Annotated in this window: 20 protein-coding genes; 11 read left to right on the plus strand and 9 right to left on the minus strand. The window is 66.5% G+C overall.

All coding sequences use genetic code 11. The annotated features are described in order from the left end of the window. Window positions 1-2: 2 nt before the first annotated feature. Both FB390_RS24460 and FB390_RS24465 read right to left on the minus strand, forming a co-directional pair. Window positions 3-1817, minus strand: coding sequence for an alpha/beta fold hydrolase (locus FB390_RS24460; RefSeq protein WP_141811057.1), 1815 nt, complete (start codon window positions 1815-1817; stop codon window positions 3-5). Between the two features lie 17 nt (window positions 1818-1834). Further along, window positions 1835-2440, minus strand: a complete 606-nt coding sequence (locus FB390_RS24465) for a TetR/AcrR family transcriptional regulator (RefSeq protein ID WP_246124190.1) — start codon at window positions 2438-2440, stop codon at window positions 1835-1837. A gap of 385 nt (window positions 2441-2825) precedes the next feature. Between FB390_RS24465 and FB390_RS24470 the strand changes: the two genes are divergently transcribed. Beyond that, on the plus strand, window positions 2826-4049 hold the full coding sequence (locus FB390_RS24470; protein ID WP_141811058.1) for an FAD-dependent monooxygenase: 1224 nt from the start codon (window positions 2826-2828) through the stop codon (window positions 4047-4049). An 84-nt stretch (window positions 4050-4133) separates the two neighbouring features. On the opposite strand, the gene FB390_RS24475 is transcribed toward FB390_RS24470, so the two are convergent. Next, window positions 4134-4880, minus strand: a complete 747-nt coding sequence (locus FB390_RS24475; protein ID WP_185757156.1) for a fructosamine kinase family protein — start codon at window positions 4878-4880, stop codon at window positions 4134-4136. Window positions 4881-4954: 74 nt separating this feature from the next. Next, window positions 4955-5281, minus strand: coding sequence for a sigma-70 family RNA polymerase sigma factor family protein (locus tag FB390_RS24480; RefSeq protein ID WP_141811060.1), 327 nt, complete (start codon window positions 5279-5281; stop codon window positions 4955-4957). Between the two features lie 124 nt (window positions 5282-5405). Between FB390_RS24480 and FB390_RS34675 the strand changes: the two genes are divergently transcribed. The 6 genes from FB390_RS34675 (at window position 5406) to FB390_RS24510 (ending at window position 9436) form a co-directional block, all read left to right on the plus strand. Continuing rightward, window positions 5406-5798, plus strand: coding sequence for a DoxX family protein (locus FB390_RS34675; RefSeq protein ID WP_281292407.1), 393 nt, complete (start codon window positions 5406-5408; stop codon window positions 5796-5798). Between the two features lie 92 nt (window positions 5799-5890). After that, on the plus strand, window positions 5891-6628 hold the full coding sequence (aat, locus tag FB390_RS24490; protein WP_246124191.1) for a leucyl/phenylalanyl-tRNA--protein transferase: 738 nt from the start codon (window positions 5891-5893) through the stop codon (window positions 6626-6628). 167 nt (window positions 6629-6795) lie between these two features. Next, entirely contained in the window at window positions 6796-7272 is a 477-nt protein-coding gene (locus tag FB390_RS24495) for a DUF1772 domain-containing protein (protein ID WP_141811061.1), read from the plus strand. A 27-nt stretch (window positions 7273-7299) separates the two neighbouring features. After that, entirely contained in the window at window positions 7300-7698 is a 399-nt protein-coding gene (locus tag FB390_RS24500; protein ID WP_141811062.1) for a PPOX class F420-dependent oxidoreductase, read from the plus strand. Window positions 7699-7972: 274 nt separating this feature from the next. Further along, window positions 7973-8737, plus strand: coding sequence for an SDR family oxidoreductase (locus tag FB390_RS24505; RefSeq protein WP_141811063.1), 765 nt, complete (start codon window positions 7973-7975; stop codon window positions 8735-8737). A 93-nt stretch (window positions 8738-8830) separates the two neighbouring features. Continuing rightward, entirely contained in the window at window positions 8831-9436 is a 606-nt protein-coding gene (locus FB390_RS24510) for a TetR/AcrR family transcriptional regulator (RefSeq protein ID WP_141811064.1), read from the plus strand. Window positions 9437-9479: 43 nt separating this feature from the next. Here FB390_RS24510 and FB390_RS24515 read toward each other — a convergent pair whose 3' ends face one another. The 4 genes from FB390_RS24515 to FB390_RS24530 all read right to left on the minus strand — a co-directional run bounded on the left by FB390_RS24515 (window position 9480) and on the right by FB390_RS24530 (window position 12564). Next, the gene (locus FB390_RS24515) at window positions 9480-10502 is read right to left on the minus strand and encodes a hypothetical protein (protein WP_141811065.1); all 1023 of its coding nucleotides are present in this window, start codon (window positions 10500-10502) and stop codon (window positions 9480-9482) included. Window positions 10503-10715: 213 nt separating this feature from the next. Then, on the minus strand, window positions 10716-10877 hold the full coding sequence (locus tag FB390_RS33710) for a hypothetical protein (RefSeq protein ID WP_185757157.1): 162 nt from the start codon (window positions 10875-10877) through the stop codon (window positions 10716-10718). A 391-nt stretch (window positions 10878-11268) separates the two neighbouring features. Beyond that, a complete protein-coding gene (locus tag FB390_RS24520) occupies window positions 11269-11511 on the minus strand; it encodes an FDXHR family putative zinc-binding protein (protein WP_141811066.1) in 243 nt (80 codons plus the stop codon). A gap of 303 nt (window positions 11512-11814) precedes the next feature. Next, on the minus strand, window positions 11815-12564 hold the full coding sequence (locus tag FB390_RS24530) for a hypothetical protein (RefSeq protein WP_141811067.1): 750 nt from the start codon (window positions 12562-12564) through the stop codon (window positions 11815-11817). Between the two features lie 351 nt (window positions 12565-12915). Here FB390_RS24530 and FB390_RS24535 point away from each other — a divergent pair, with 351 nt between their 5' ends. Beyond that, entirely contained in the window at window positions 12916-13389 is a 474-nt protein-coding gene (locus FB390_RS24535) for an SRPBCC family protein (RefSeq protein ID WP_425465881.1), read from the plus strand. A 5-nt stretch (window positions 13390-13394) separates the two neighbouring features. Here FB390_RS24535 and FB390_RS33715 read toward each other — a convergent pair whose 3' ends face one another. After that, entirely contained in the window at window positions 13395-13559 is a 165-nt protein-coding gene (locus FB390_RS33715; RefSeq protein WP_185757158.1) for a hypothetical protein, read from the minus strand. Window positions 13560-13659: 100 nt separating this feature from the next. Here FB390_RS33715 and FB390_RS24540 point away from each other — a divergent pair, with 100 nt between their 5' ends. From FB390_RS24540 to hypB, 3 genes are all read left to right on the plus strand, one after another. After that, window positions 13660-15156, plus strand: coding sequence for a sulfatase family protein (locus FB390_RS24540; protein ID WP_141811069.1), 1497 nt, complete (start codon window positions 13660-13662; stop codon window positions 15154-15156). A gap of 133 nt (window positions 15157-15289) precedes the next feature. Continuing rightward, window positions 15290-15661: a hydrogenase maturation nickel metallochaperone HypA/HybF gene (locus FB390_RS24545; protein WP_141811070.1), complete on the plus strand. Its 372-nt coding sequence runs from the start codon at window positions 15290-15292 to the stop codon at window positions 15659-15661. Continuing rightward, window positions 15622-16479 (plus strand): hydrogenase nickel incorporation protein HypB, encoded by an 858-nt coding sequence (gene hypB / locus FB390_RS24550; protein ID WP_141811071.1) that lies wholly within the window; start codon window positions 15622-15624, stop codon window positions 16477-16479. Before FB390_RS24545 ends, hypB begins: the two co-directional genes overlap by 40 nt. Window positions 16480-16503 lie beyond the last annotated feature (24 nt).

Below are 16503 nucleotides of genomic sequence, written 5' to 3' on the forward strand. Positions count from 1 at the left end.
CCTCAGCGATGTGTGGCGGGCGAGGTCTGGATCGTGTGTGCGAGGTGGGTGGGGTGGGTCAGCTGAGGGTGGTGTCCCGCACCGTCGATCGTGGTTGTCCGCACCCGTTCTCCCAGCGCTTCGATCACCTCGGATGCCCACGGGGCGAGGGGGTCCTCGGAGCCCACGATGAGGTGGACGGAGCCGCCGAACTCGGTGAGCTGGCGAATCAGGCGGGTGCGCCATTGTCGTTCGGTCGTCGCCCGCAGCAGGCGTGCTGTCCGGCCTGCTGTCCCGGCGCGCCGCAGATCGGTGACGCTCGTCCGCAGAGCGGGTGCGCCGGCTTCTCCGCCGGTGAGCTGACGTGACAACGCCTCGCTGCTCATACGGCGGAGGACGAATTCGGTGAGGAAGCTGATGCGGGTGTGCATCGGCGCGGGACGCTGGAGGAAGAACGGGGACACCAGCGTCAGCTGCCGGACACGACCGGGATTTCTGCCAGCAGCCTCGACGGCCGCGGCCGCCCCGATGGAATGTCCGACCACATGGTGACTTTCGCTGCTCGACAACAGGTGATCGAGCCAGTCCGGCCACACTCGGCTGTCCCCGTCGCTCATGCCCAGCCCGGGCAGATCGGCCACAATCGTCTGCTCGAGGGTTTCGGCGACGGCGGCCCAGGTTTCGGCATTGACCGGGAGACCGGGCAATACGACCGTCGATGCGTGATCGGGTCCCAGCCGGAAGGTTCGCACACCGGCGTATTCGGAGAACCTACGCGGAAGGCTCGTGGTCGTGGCTTCGCCGAAACGGTGTGCTGCGAGGTGATCTGCCCATCGCTGGATCGCGGGGACCGATTCCGGCAGTGTCAGACCGTGCCGGGCGGCGAATTCTTGCGCCGAAGCAGTCGGGTATCGGTCGGTCGACATGAAACCGATCGTCTCCGGGTCGGCCTTGGTCAGCGCACGGGGCAGCAGTTTCAGAAGACCGACAGGGATTCCGATCGCCGGCACCTTGACTCGATAGTGTTGGGCCACAACGCGAAACAGCTCCGGCAATGCCGGTGTCGCCTCGTCGAGTATCCAGTAGGCACGGCCTTGGGTGGTCGGATCCAGTGGCAGCAGACTCATGAACCGCGCGAGGTAGTCCACGGGGACAACCGGCACGAAGGTGTCCTTGCTGCCGGGAAGTGCCGCCATACCGCCGTTCCACAACTGATGGAAACTGTCTGCCAAACCCAGATACTGATCGGATTCACCGGTCGCGCCGACCCCGCTGACGCTGGAGGGATTGACGATGCTCCATGGGACACCCAGCCGATCGGCCTCGGACTGGAAGACCGCGTCGGACTCGGCTTTGGAGGCTTCGTACGCGCCCAGGGCCCGATAGGTGTGGCGAATACGCTCGGGGCTCCACGGCACCTGAGCCGGATCCTGTCCGCCTGTACGGTATCCCGACAGCAGGACCAGTCGGCGCAGCCCGGCGACTTCTGAGGCCAGCGCGACGATCGCACGCACGCTGTCCACGTTGGCCTTGCGGGCCTCGTGTTCGGACATTCCGAATCGGTATGCGCCCGCGCAGTTGTAGATCTCCGAGACCTCGGTCAACTGAGCCGGCGAACTCAACCCGAGTCCCGGCGCATCGAAATCGACCGACACCAGCTTCGGCAGCGTCCGACATCCGTGCGCGGTGAGCCAATCGGTCATCTTCTGGTACGAAATCTCGGTGCGGCATGCCGCCAGCACGGATACGCCGACGGCATCGAGCGCCAGAATCAGGTGCCGACCGACGAAACCGGTGGCACCGAAGACCAACGCGTGCCGGGCTTGTCCTGAATTCATCTGTTCTCCAACGTGGTTCATTCGGACTCGCTCGTGGATGTGGCGTGCTGATCGAGCAGCGGGCCGAGCACGCGCGCGGCGCTGGCCAGCGGACGGGTATCCCGTGCCGCTCGGCTGAGGATGATCGCTCCTTCGAGGGTGCTGAGGGTTGTCTCGGCAAGGTCGCGTGCGCGATCGGCTGTGTGCCCGGCGGACATCAGGTAGTCCGCCACGGGCGCGATCCAGGACTCGTAGGTCGTGGCGCATGCCGTGCGCAGCCGATCGCTGTGCGTACCCATCTCCAAGGTGACCACGGATACCGGACAGCCCAGTGCGTAGTCACTCTCGACGAGCAAACCGATCAACGCCTCGACGATCCTGGTGACGAGTTGTCCCGGGCCTGCCGCATCGGCTGTGACGTCGGCGATGAGTTGCTGGAATTGCTTGGCGGCCTTGCCGATCGCCTGCTCACCGAGCTCCTCCTTCCCTCCAGGGAAGTGGAAGTACATCGATCCCCGTGGCGCTTTCGCCTGCGCCAGCACGGTGTTGATCCCGGTCCCGGCGTAACCGTGTGACTGGATCGAATCCAGCATCGCGTCAACCATGCGGGCGCTCGTGAGCTGGCCCTTGCGTTCCGACGACATACCGAAACAGTAGACCGATCTACATATTCTCTGCAACCGAAGATCCGTTGCGCCACGACCCGCGCCCGGTTGGAGATCGGCACCTGGCACGAGCTCTCGCTCCATTCGAGAGGCGGCAAGGGTTCCCGGAGCGAGATATGTGGGACACGTGGCGGATTCGGGATAGCGGAGAAGGAGCCTGTCGCGGTGCACAACCTGTCATGGCCCGAAGTGGCCAACGCACTCAACTGCCGAGTTCAAGGTGTTCGCAGGAACGTGGTCTCGGGTGCACCGATGAATTCCTGGCGGCTCGGTCGTCGATACCTCTGGATACACCGACAGCGGTGGGTCAGGAACAGAGGCAATCGATCCGGACAGTGATTCGGCGGGGTAAGTGGGAGGCGCAGTGAGCGGTGTCAGAGTGTTGGTGGCGGGAGCGAGCATCGCGGGGCCCGCGCTGGCCCACTGGTTGCACCGGCGGGGAGCCGTGGTGACGGTGGTGGAGCGGGCCGCCGAACTGCGTCCCGGTGGCCAGGCCGTGGACGCGCGTGGAGTGACCAAGGAAGTCATCCGGCGGATGGGGCTGGACCTGGCGGTACGCGCGGCCTGCACCCAGACCATCGGCGCGCACACCGTGGACGCGGACGGGAACGTGCTGGAGACCTTCCGCGTGGACGACGACGGCGGCGACGGATTCATCGCGGAGATCGAGATCCTGCGCGGTGACTTGTCGCAGGTGCTCTACGAGGACACCCGTGACGACGTCGAATACATCTTCGGCGACCGGATCGCCGAGCTCTCCCAGGACGCGGACGGGGTCGAGGTGGTCTTCGACAGCGGTGACCGGCGGCGTTTCGAGTTGGTGGTCGGAGCCGACGGGCTGCATTCGGCGCTGCGCACAATGGTTTTCGGGCCGCACGAGCAGTTCGTCCGCCACCTCGGGCACGTGCTGGCCTTCTTCAGCGTGCCCAACGAATTCGGGCTCGACAAATGGCTGCTCGAGTACCAGGAGTCCGGGCGCTCGGCCGGGCTACGCCCGATACAGGACGCCACCCGGGCGATGGCGATGTTCTCCTTCCCCGCGGCCGACGTCGATGTCGATTACCGCGATATCGAGGCCCAGAAGCGGCTGCTGCGTGAGCGGATGGACGGCCTGGGCTGGTTGACCCCGCGCATCCTCGCGCATCTGGACGACACCCCGGACTTCTATCTCGACCAGGTCGCCCAGGTCGTGATGGATCGCTGGTCGCGTGGGCGAGTGGGGCTGTTCGGGGACGCGGCGTTCAGCTCCTCCCCGATGTCGGGCCAGGGCACCGGGCTGGCCCTGGTCGGCGCCTACGTGCTGGCCGGCGAACTGGCTGCTGCCGAGTGGAATCCAGAGATCGGTTTCGCCCGTTACGAGGCGCGGATGCGCTCGTTCGTCGAGGCCAATCAGGAGATCGCCCAATTGAACGCCCGCAGCCGCGACATCCCCGGGTCCGACGCCGAGCCGGGTCCTGATTTCACCGGAGAGTGGTTCGCCGAGCTGGTCGAGCGCGCGATCAATGGGGTCGAACTACCCGACTACGCGGGGCTGCCGGACACCAGTGTCCCGGCCGCACCGCCGACCGCCTTGTCGGCCAAACCGTAGGTGTCACATAGCGTGTCGAACGAGACAGCGCTCGAGTAGGACACCGTCGCACTGCGAGAAACCGCTGCGCTGCGCTTGGTCTCGCTACCCCTCACACGGACGAGCGAGTTCCTCGTACACAGCGAAGAACCGGCCGGACGCGGGCGGTCGGGGTTGGCACCACAGGGCGGCCAAGTCGATCTCCGGCCAGGAAAACGACACCGCGGGATCGATCAATGCGGGCATGCCGAAGCCGTCGGCAAGGATGTTGCCCGGCCACATATCGCCGTGGGTCAGCGATGGTGGATGCGGCGGGACCAACTCGGGTAGCGCCGAGCAGAGCCGTTCAACCGCTGTGCGCTGGTCTCGGTCGAACTCTGCCAGCACCAGCTCCTCCCGCAGCCAGCGCAGGATCCTGTGCTCGGCGAAGAACTCGTATCCGTCTGTCGACCAAGCGTTTTCTTGCCGCATCCGGCCGTGCCAGCCGTCACGGTGCCAGCCGAAGCGGTCGGAGACTGTGGAGGTGTGCAGCGCGGCGACCATGCGAGCAAGCTGCTCCCAGAATTGCTCGTCCTCGCCGCGAGGGCACAGAGCCTCGAGCACAAGCAGATTGGTCGAAGCGTGGACCACGGCAGGGACACGCACACCACCGAGCCGTGCGAGCGCCGACAGTCCGGCGGCCTCGACGTCGAAGACGTCAGCGTTTGCCAGCGTCTTCGCGAATATCCGGCCGCCGTCGCGCAATGTGGCGATCCCGGCGATGCAGATGCACCCGCCGGTCACCTGTTCGAGCGATGTGACAGCGAACCCTTTCGCCACCAGCCGCTCAGCGAGGATCTCGACCTCTGCCATCAGGGCAGTGAACCATGGGCAGCGACGTCTCGGCGAGCGCTGCATCGGTCCGGCATCATCTGGAGAGCCCGGGACTATGGCACCGTGAGTTCCATTTTCGACAATCGGTCGTCATCTGCGACCGCGTCGATCCCGGCGATGCGCTCGCCCACGAATCGCAAGGTCATTACCAGCATCAGCGTGCCGCGCGGTGCCAGCACCATGCCCGGCTCGCCGTCGAGCATGACCGCGCGAGCAGGCTGCGCCCTTCCACAGAACGCTTCGGCGAGGACTCGGCCACCGTCGATGTCGGTCCCCGCCCCCAGCAGGCGTGCGGCCTCGTCCGTGCGGTAGGTCGCGTCCGGGTCGAGCATCGCCAGCAGCGCTTCGAACTCGCCGTTCTGTGCGGCGCGCAGGAACACCTCGACGGCTCGGTATCGCCGCATCCGGTCGTCGCTGCCCGACCCGGAGTTGCCTCGCACCCGACCGCGCGCCCGGCTGGCGATCCGCTGCGTCGTCTCGGGACTGCGGTCGACGATCGCGGCGATGTCGGCGAACGGTACGGCGAACAGGTCGTGCAGGACGAAGGCGATCCGCCAGCAGGGCCTCCTCCTCGGGATCGGCCCGAAGCCGCGGCTCGAGGCCTGCGCCGTGTTCGTCGAGGGAGTCCTCGCGGCGCGATTCGCGGGATCTGAGCGCTCTGAAAGCTCTTGGGGTCGTGGACCTTATGGGGGCCGTGGGCTGATCCTGCCCGCCGTGCCCGACATCGCACCGATCCTGGTGCCGGTGGCGGCGACCGGCACGGCCCTGCTTTTCAGCGGGGCGATCATCGTGCGGATCCGGCGCGGATTGTGGGTCACGGCCGTCGCCGAGGTGCTCTACCTGGCCATGGCGGTCTTCGTGGCCTGGGGCCGTTTCAGCCTCGAACCCTTCGCCTGACTCGGCTGGCCGCCGGAACCACCATCAAAGGAGAAATCACACCCCGTCATCGCAGCCTGAGGCTGTTCGCTCAGGTCGGTAATGTCTGTCCGGTGACCGACGCTGCCGACCTGATGCGGATGTATCTGGTCCATCCAGATCAGCCTTTCCCACCTGTCGAGCTCGCGGATCCGACCGGACTGGTCGCTTTGGGCGGGGATCTGTCGCCACAGCGGCTGTTGGGCGCCTATTCCGCGGGCATCTTTCCCTGGTACAACCCCGGCGAAACGATCCACTGGTACAGCCCGGACCCGCGCAGCATTCTGGTGCCGACCGACCTGCGGGTGAGCAGGTCCTATCGCCGATCCGTCGCCAATGCCGACTACGGGGTGACCATGGATCGCGCCTTCGCCGATGTGATGTCGAATTGCGCCGAACCGCGTGACAAGGAGGCCGGAACCTGGATCGGCTCCGACATGCTGGCGGCCTACCTGCGGCTGCACCACCTCGGTCATGCGCACTCGGTCGAGGTATGGCGCGACGGCGACCTTGTCGGCGGCCTCTACGGCGTCGCATGCGGCCGCTCCTTCGCCGGCGAGTCCATGTTCTCCCGCGCCCGTGACACCTCCAAGGTCGCGCTGTATTGGCTTTGCGCCCAATTGGCCGCCTGGGATTTCGCCCTCATCGACTGCCAGGTCACCTCCAGCCACCTCACCTCGCTCGGCGCCGTCGACCTCCCCCGCGCGGACTACCTGCACCTCCACACCCAGGCCGCCGCCCGCCCCAGCCTCCCCGGCCCCTGGCAGTTCGAAATTCCGGTCCCCAACTCCCCCAACCACCTACCGGCGTGAACGAACCGGCTTCGGTGTCCATCCGCGCCAACAACGACGAGCGCAGCGAACTTCTTCCCCCAGCGGTTGCGAGCTGAAATCTAGCAACGCTAGACAGGCTAGCGAGCGAATGTTACCGTTGCTCCATCTTCTAGCGCCGCTAGAATCCGAGGTAGAGGGAAGCCGAAATGCTCACTGTCACCGGCCAGATCGTCGCCGCCGTCGCCGTTCTCGCCAATGCCGTCGTCTACGGCACCGATGTCTGCGGGGCCGTGATCACCCGGTCCGTCTACCGCAAGCTCGATGATGCGACCGTGACCATCAGCGCGGGATGGGGTCACTATTACGGCGACAGACGCATGCCGGTTTTCGGTGCGGGCGGTGTGGTCACCGCGGTGCTCACACTGCTGATCGCGCTGGTGGCCGGGCAGATCGGCGCCGCTGTCGCGGCGGGGATCACGGTGGCGGCACTGCTCACCTGGCTCGCCTTCTACGTCCGCATCGCCAAGCCGATCAATACCCAGCAGACCGCCGCTGCGCAGAGCGGCATCATTCCGGCCAATGCCCGTGCCCTGCAGGACAAGTGGGACAGCATTCTGAAGTACCGGGTCACCCTGCAGTTCATTGCCATCGCCGGACTGTGCGCCGCACTGATTCTGTTCTGATATCGAATTCACCGAGGAGTAACCGAAATGACCTTCACCATCAATGAGCAGCAGTTCCTCGCGGAGGCCGGGATCGGTCGGCTGGCCACGGTATCGCCAGACGGCGTTGTGCAGAACAACCCGACCAGCTATCGGGTGAACGCCGACGGCACCATCGACATCGGGGGCATGCGGATGCGCGCCAGTCGCAAGTACCGCAATGTCGAGGCGGGCAGCCGGGTGTCGTTCGTCGTCGACCAACAGGTCTCGTTGGAGCCGTACGTGATTCGCGGCATCGAGGTACGCGGCACGGCCGAGGCGCTCGATGACGAGGAGCCACCGTTCCAACCCCAGGAACGCGCAGTCATCCGAATCCACCCCGAACGGATCATCTCGTGGGGCATCGACGGCGGGTCCTTCGACTTCACCAGTCGCGCCGCCGAGTAGTCGTAGGCGATCCCCGAGAAAGGCCGTCACCGACCGTCCGGTAGCGAGCAGGACGCGGCCCGCGTTACGGGTTGCCCACGCCGCCATACGGTTGCACCGACGATGTGCCGCGCTGTCGACCGAGGGGGCTGGACACTGAAAGCCCCTCGGCCGCAACAGATGTAGTCGCTGAACATCCGGCTCCCACGATTCCGATCTCCGCGAGCGCGAAGGGAATACCCCCATCGCGGGTCAAGTTGTTAGGGATCGTTCCCTTACAAATGAGGAGTTGGAGATGTCCAATCTCACCGGCAAGACTGCCCTGGTCACCGGCGCTTCCCGCGGCATCGGACGGGCTATCGCGCAGCGCTTGGCTTCCGACGGCGCCCGGGTCGCAATCCACTACGGCAGCAACGAGTCGGCAGCGCGAGAGACGATCGAGGCGATCCAAGCCGCCGGAGGAGCGGCCTTCCCTGTTCGCGCCGACCTCGCGGTGGCCAGCGGCGTGGACACCTTGTTCGACACTCTCACAGCGCACCTCGACGGCGCACCACTGGACATTCTGGTGAACAACGCGGCGATCATGACCTACGAGGCCACGCTCGACGAGGCAACTCCGGAGCAGTTCGAGCGGTTGTTCGCCATCAACGCGCGTGCACCGTTCTTCATCCTTCAGCGTGCGTTGCCAGTCCTTCCCGACGGTGGCCGAGTGGTCAACATCTCCTCTGGCGTCACCTGGTTCGCGATTCCCCAGACCGTGTACGCGATGACCAAGGGCGCGCTCAACGCGATGACGCGCTCGGCCGCCAACACCCTTGGTGCTCGGGGAATTACCGTCAACACGGTGTCCCCTGGTATCACCGATACCGAGATGAATGCGTGGTTGCACGAAACCGACGAAGCGTCGTCGGGAATCGCGGCGATCACCGCCCTCGATCGCGTCGGCCGCAGTCCCGATATCGCGGACGTTGTCGCGTTTCTCGCCTCCGACGATGCGCGTTGGGTAACCGGTCAGACGCTCGAAGTCAACGGTGGACTCTACCTCGGACCCCGAACCTGAAGGTGTAGTCGGCGCACCCGAGCCCAACAGCACAAAGGCGGGTCGCATCGGGATGGGAGGGAACGACTCCTGACATCGGGGTAGTTTGCTCGCATGGTGACGAAACGCCGCTCCGGCGTCGAGACGCGTGAGCATGTCTTGCAGGTCGCCCGTGAGCTGTTCTACCGGAACGGCATCCGGGCGACAGGCGTGGACCGTGTTGCGGCGGAGGCGGGCGTCGCGCCGACCACGTTGTACCGGCTGTTCGCGTCCAAGGACGACCTCGTTGCCGCGTACCTGGAACGCGAGGATCTGCATTATCGCGAATGGTTCACTGCCGCAGTCGATTCCGAGGTGGAACCACGAGCTCGCATCCTTGCCGTCTTCGACGCGCTCGCCGTGCAGGTCCGCCCCGATCAATGCCGTGGTTGCCCGTTCCTGATCGCGCTCGACGAGATACCGGACCGAGATCTCGCCAGTCACAAGAACGCCGTGACCATGAAAACCTGGGTGCGAGCCCAATTCATTCGCTTGGCCGAAGAATTCACCGCCGGCACGTCCGTGATGGAACCGGCAGAGCTGGCCGATCAGCTCATGCTGGTCATGGAGGGTGTGTACGCCACGGTCGCGGAATTCGGTGCAGAGGGGCCGGCTGCTCGCGCCAGGGATCTTGTCCGCACCCTGCTCGCGACCGACCGGCCACCGATTCCGCGACAGTGAATCGCCTGGTGCGGGTCGATGGCGCGGACGGGATCGATGTGAATCAGCAGGCGATACTCGAATACCGCCGGGCGATGCGCCAGAACTTCTTGCGAGCTCGCCATCTGCGGACCGCTCGCCCGTAGGGGTCAGCCGCCGCCAGATGTCGTATGAGGTCCGCGCGCTCGGTGACGGAGATTTCCGGGTGCACGAGCGCACATGCCACGGCGTCGTGTGCGCAGTAGGAGCGTCCTACATCGTAGGCACCCCGCGCCGCGTCGAGGACTGCCGTCGGCGGATAGTGCCCTATCGAGGCGAGGCACAGGCGGGCGAGTTTCGTGATGGGGCTGGGGAACAGACCGTGCGAGACCGCGTCGCCCGGCATGCCGTCGGCGAGTGTGATGAGACCGGCGAGGATCCGAGGGTTGTCTGGGGCAGGGATGTCGAGGGCCGGAGGAAAGTCGCAGGCCAGGTAGGAGAAGACCGCCCGTGCGCCGGCTGTGTGGCCGAATACCGCATGCAGCGCCGTGAGATGGGCCGGTTGCGCCAGCCGAGCTGCGCACAGCAGTTGAGCATCGGCGACGTCATACAGGAGAAGGCTCAGACGCTGCGGATCGGCAACTGTGATTTTGTCCAGTGCCGCGGGATAGTAGGCATACTCCCTGAATTCGACGTCGCGGGGTCGAAGGCCGGAGAACGCGGCCCGGATGGCGGAGTCCGAAAGCCATTCCATCGGCACCGGTCCGAAGAAGACTACGAGCCGGATCGCGACTTCTTCGAGTGGGATTTTGCCTGCCGACTCCGTCGGCAGCCGGGCGAGCGTGTCACGCAGGGCGGCTGCGAGCCGGTTTCGTGAAACATTCGGCAGGTCTTCGGGAATCGCATATCGGAATGCGTAGGCATCAGGAGAATGGACACAGCGGCTGATGCCGACCAGGTCGGCCACCAGCTGTTCATGGGCGATTCGGCCGGCGACCACGAGCTGCCGCCACGCCTCGTATGAGGCGGACCGTCGGCGCTCGATCTCGTTCGGCGGGCGCGGATCCCTCCGGAAAAGCTCGGCTGCGGAATCCGGTAGGCCGGTCATGACCATGGACAATAGGCCACACCTCCGATGAGCCGAAAGCAGAGCCAGAGCTCGCGAACAGCGTCCCTGCCACGCCCATCTCCGCCTGGGGTCGTGCGGCCCCAGGCGGAGACGCGTCCAAGGCCTTGCGGCGGTGGCGATTCCAGACCGATGAAGTCAGGCAGCTTCTTCACCACGAATGGATTCGCGACAGCCGCGAGGCGAGGCGAACCGCTACAGGCAGAAGCTCAGCTCGACGGGACCGACCGGGATACCGGTGCACACTTCCACCGAACCCGACACCGGGGTGGCCGCAGTCGCGGTGCCGGCGCTCAGCGAGCCGGCTGACAGCACCAGGGCGGCGAGGGCAAGCGGGCGAACAATTTTGGAGGTCATACATCATCCTCTGGTTGTGCATTCAACGCGCCCCGGATTCGGGACGCGCCCATCAGACCACGCTTCGTTACCCGCCGGTAGCCTTCTGCGACCGCCTCGTGGAGATCCCAAAGTGTCGCCGAAACTTTGTGTGAATCCGATTTGCAGATAAAGCGCCTGACGCTCGAAGCCGTCGCCTACGCGGCCGGCGAGCCCGAGCAACCGCGCCCCCATCGCAGCCGCGCGACCGGGACAACGGTCCATTTCGGCCGGACCGGAACTTGCTCCACAGCAGACGGATTGTCGACCGAAGAGCTGGCGCGATCGACAACCCAGTGCCTGTCCGTCCACGCAGGGCATCGGCGGTATGGCGCGATCGAAATGCGATCACCGAAACCGTTGGCGCGCAGACCTAATTCTGCGGCAACCCCCAGCACGGGTAGTCGCGGCCTGCGTCGATGAGGCCGACGCTGGCCGGTGTCCGGCAAGTGACGTGCGGTTTGTGGCGATAATCGACCACCAGGTGCAGGTTCGCGGCTTTCTCACCGGTGAACGTCTGATGACATTGCGAACAGTGGCACACATTGTGGGCGCTCAACGGCCACCAGCTCTGACATCCCCGGCATTTCACCGTCTCCGGCGATTTCGTCTTCATGATCACTCACCTGCTCGCGCAAACACGCGCGGTCCGCCACCGACACCTCGGTCGTACCCGCACCGTGCTGCGTCACACCTTCATACTCGATCGCCGTGGCGGCGGCTTTCCCGGTTCGAACTCGATGTGCTTGCGCGGTGAGCACCACCGATCGCGAGCGCGTCGAACAGTGTATGCCTGATGTCCCGAGGCGTCGGCGTGGCGCGGAATCACATCCGGCACACCGTGTCCGGCGTTGGTTCGAGCAGCGTGGCGATGGCCGACGGCACGCGGAAGTGCCAGTGGGCGCGGCGCGGCCGGCGGTCAGTGAGGGTTCTCTGCTCGCAGGTCCTCGACCAGCGTGTCCAGGGTGTCCACGAGCCGGGCGACCGCGCGGGCCTGCGGGTGCGGCACGTCGACTGCGACAGCGCTGCCGACCGCCGCGCGCAGCAGGTCGACCGCCTCGGCGATCAGCGCGACGTTCCGCGCCAAGCGCTGCCGGGAAATGCGGTGCTGGCCCACCGGGCTGGCCCAGTCCGGGCGCGGCAGCTCCTGCAGCATCTGGTTCACCCGGGCCCGGATAGCGCTGGCGAGCGCGATGGCTTCGGCCCACTGCTGGGCGAGCGCGGCGGCACCGTGGGTGCGGCGCGGGTCGTTCGGTTCGGGGCACGCGGCATCCAGCTTCGCCGGGAGCTGGCCCAGCAACTCGATCAGCAGGTCCACGTGGTGGGCGGTCAGGTTCGACTCGTCGGTGAGAGTGGGGTCTATATCGAAGATCTCGGCCGCGCTCCGCGATTGCGCGACGGCGTCGCCCAGCAGCGCCTGCGCGCGGCGGCGTTCCTCGCCGGTGTAGCCGGGCGCCGATGCGAGGTGCTCGGCCGCCACGCGGATGGCCTCGAGCAGACGGCGTTGCTCCGGGCAGGGGCGGGGCGTCGGGCGGTGATGCACGCCGAAATCTCCGGCCCGGTCATCGCTTGTCGCCTCCGACGTCCACCCCGATCCCATCGCGGCGGGGTCGTGGGAACGGCTCACGGTCACACAGCGGTCGATGACGCGGTCAGTAGTCGTGATCACCCTGCGACCTTCTCACCTGCGGCAACATCAGCGGCTTATCCGAGCGCGTGTCTCGCCGACATTTTCCTGCGGAATCGCGATCGACGCGGTCGGCGCGACGCACGGCCCGCGTCGACACCGCCGTGACATGGAGTTCGACCCTGCCCTCCTGTACGCCGACGAACTGAACACCCTCCTGATCTGACCGCGACCTCCCACGAGTGACGAACCGCCGCCCACGCGTGACCATGCCGCGACCGCGCGCCCAACACTGGCGCGGCTTCCTCCGAGTGCAAAGGTGCGCGCACGAATTCACGCCGCCTCGAGCACAAGTGTTGTGTGCCTGGTTGATGGGATGATTCGATACCGCCCGTGACCGAGCAGATCGACGAAATTCGTCTAGTCAGCGCCAGTCGTGAGATCGCGGCGGACTCCGCCGACATCTTCGAGCTCATCGCCGATCCCGCGCAGCAGCCGCGGTGGGACGGCAACGACAACCTCGCCGAGGCGCCGACCGGACAGCGGGTGCGCGCCGTGGGCGACGTGTTCAGCATGACGCTCACGAACGGCGCGGTGCGCGACAACCATGTCGTCGAGTTCGCCGAGGGCGGCCGCATCGCGTGGCGGCCGTCGGAGCCGGGCAAGGAGCCGCCCGGTCACCTGTGGCGCTGGGAGCTGGCACCGGCCGGCGCCGGTCGCACGCTGGTGACGCACACCTACGACTGGACGACGCTGACCGACGAGAAGCGTCTGGTGCGCGCCCGTGCCACCACCGCGGACAAGCTGTCCGCCTCCATCGAACGCCTCGCCGAATTGGCGGAGCGGCAAGCGAATTCCACCGAGTAGACCGCTCAGGCCAGGCGGCGGACGTGCAGGTCCTGGGTGGCGCGGGCCACCAGGTTCCCGTCGGCGGCGCGGATCTGGTGGCGTGCGTGGTGATCGACCGGCCGATGTCGTCGACTCGCGCGGATCGCCGCCGCCTCGCCGGGCGTCAGCCGCATGGTCGCGGTGACCACGTCTTAGCAGCTCGCCATTCGCCCGACACTTGACTGACCTTTCGTTCGTAAGTGAAGATATCGTCAGTTTGTGTGCAGTCGGCGAAAGGTTGTGTCCCACATGCCCGAACGAACGATGGTCGGCCGGCGCGAGGTGCTCGCCATGATGGCCGCGGCGCCGGTGCTCGCGGCCGCGCCGGTCCCGCGCGCGGTGGCCGCCCCCCCGTCGCGTCGGCCGAACATCCTGGTCGTCATGACCGACCAGGAACGCGCGGATGTCGCGTTGCCGCCGGGATTCAGCCTGCCCGCACGTGCTCGGATCGCGGCGAAGGGAGTGCGTTTCGCCATGCACCACACCCCGACAGCGCCGTGCTCGCCCGCCCGCTCGACGTTCTTCACCGGTCGGCAGGCGCCCGTCACCGGCATGCTCGACAATGTTCGGGGCAGCGAGCCCATGGGCGCGCTGCTCGGCGCGATGGAGGCGTTCAGCCCGAATCTCGACGCCACCATCCCGACCCTCGGAACGATCTTGCGCGGCGCCGGGTACCGCACCGCCTACATCGGCAAATGGCATCTGTCCGATCCGGTCGGCACGGAGCCGACGGCGCTGTCGCAGTACGGGTTCGACGAGGCGCTCGACATCCTGTCCGGCGGCGGGCCGAACGAGGGCATCCACGAGGATCCCGGTGTCGTGGATCAGGCGGTGGACTGGCTGCGCGCACACGCGGGCGCTACCGAGCCGTGGCTGTGCGTGGTGAGCATGGTCAACCCGCACGACATGATGTTCTGCCCGCGTTTCTACCGGCTCGAAGACGTCCCCGACTACGGCGCGGACGTACCGGCGAATTTCGAATCCGACCTGTCGACCAAGCCGCGCGTGCAAACAGCTTGGCGCACAGCGAATTCCATTGTGGGCGGGGTGATGCCGGACGAGGTCACCTCGCCGCTCGCCCAGCGGCAGTGGCGACAGTGGGGCAACTGGTACCTCGAATTGTTGCGCCGCACCGACGAATTGATCGACCGGGTGCTCGGCGCCCTCGACGACAGCGGCGCCGCCGCCGACACCGTCGTGGTCCGGGTCGCCGACCACGGGGAACTCGGTGGCGCGCACGGGCTTCGGCAGAAGGGCGCGATGATCTATCGCGAGAACAACCGGGTCCCGCTGGTCATCGCCGACCCGCGCAATCCCGGCGCCCACGGGACCACCGCCACCGGCCTGACCTCGCACGTGGACTTGGTGCCCACCCTTGCCGCGCTGGCCGGAGCCTCCGCCGGAGCGCTCGGCCCCGTCGCGGGCCGTGACCTGACCCCGTTGCTGGCCGATCCCGGCAGAACGGTGCGCGACGCCCTTCTGCTCACCTCCGACGCCAAGTCCAGCGGCGGTCTGCTGCCCGGCGTCGGCTACTGCCTGCGCGGTGCGATCACCCCGCGCTACAGCTTCGCCCGATACTCCACACCGGAGAACCTGTCCGGCCCGCGCTCGGAGTTCGAATACGAGCTCTACGACCGCCAGGAGGACCCGCTCGAGCTGCGCAACCTCGCCCACGCGGGCGGCGCACCCGCCCTCGTCGCGGAGCTGAACGACCTGGTGGACTCCCTCGTCGCCCAGGAGTTGTGAGGGCGGCGCACCCGGCGATTCGCCGACCGCCGAACCCCACCGCCGGTCGGCGGATGGATTCTCCGATACGACGCCGGCCCGTGTGCCGCGGAGTAGCCTCGATAAGGGTCATATCCCAAAAGCCGAGGCCACAATGCACGAAATGGCGATAACTCGAAGTGTCGTCGACGCCGTGTGTGAGCATGCGGCGGGACGACGGGTGCACAGCGTCACCGTGGAGGTCGGCGCGCTGTGCGCGATCGTGCCCGAGGCGATGCGGTTCTGCTTCGAGCTGGCGACCGAGGGGACCGTGGCGGACGGCGCCGAGCTGGTCGTGCAGACCGTGCCCGGCGCCGCGATCTGCCGATCCTGCGGCGCCGAGTTCGCCCTCGTCGACCTGATCCTGCTGTGTCCGTGCGGTAGCGCCGACGTCGAGATCAGGGCCGGGCGGGAGCTTCGAATCCGAACGATGGAGGTGAGCGAACCATGTGCGCGACCTGCGGATGCGGCGATTCGACAGCCATGATCACGGTCCTGCGCGACCACCCGCACGAGCACGACCCCGACCACCGGCACGAACCCGACCACCAGCACGCGCACGGCCACCACCACGGCCACGAGCACGGCCACGAGCACGCGGATCACGTCCACGTGCCGATCACCGAGACGGTGACGTTGGAGCAGAAGGTACTGGCCAAGAACGATCGGCTGGCCCAGCACAACAGAGATCGGCTGCGCCGCGGCGGCATCGTGGCGCTCAACGTCACCAGCTCGCCGGGAGCCGGCAAGACGACACTGCTCGAGCGCACCATCCGCGATCTGAGCGATCGACCGATCGCGGTCGTCGAGGGCGATCAGGAGACACTGCTCGACGCCCAACGCATCAAGGCGACGGGGTGCCGGGTGGTGCAGGTCAATACCGGTGCAGGTTGCCACCTGGATGCCGAAATGATGCGGCATGCCCTCGACGAACTCGATCCGGCGCCGGGCACGCTGCTGTTCATCGAGAATGTCGGCAATTTGGTCTGCCCCGCGCTGTTCGATTTGGGCGAGCTCGCCAAGGTCGTGGTGTTCTCGGTGACCGAGGGCACCGACAAACCGCTGAAATATCCGCATATGTTCGCCGCGGCCGGATTGGTGCTCGTCAACAAAATCGACCTCATTCCCTACGTCGATTTCGATCTCGACCGGTGCGCCGAATACGCGCACTCGATCAATCCCGGTGTCCCGATCATGCCGGTCTCCGCGATCACCGGCGAGGGCTTGCCTAGCTGGTACACATGGCTTTCCGGGCAGATGTCGCCGCCGCCGACCTCCCTTGAGGAAGCTTCCAGCCCCGCCTAGACTGGCGTGACGAGTGTCACATTC

The sequence above is a fragment of the Nocardia bhagyanarayanae genome (assembly GCF_006716565.1).
Classification (GTDB): domain Bacteria; phylum Actinomycetota; class Actinomycetes; order Mycobacteriales; family Mycobacteriaceae; genus Nocardia; species Nocardia bhagyanarayanae.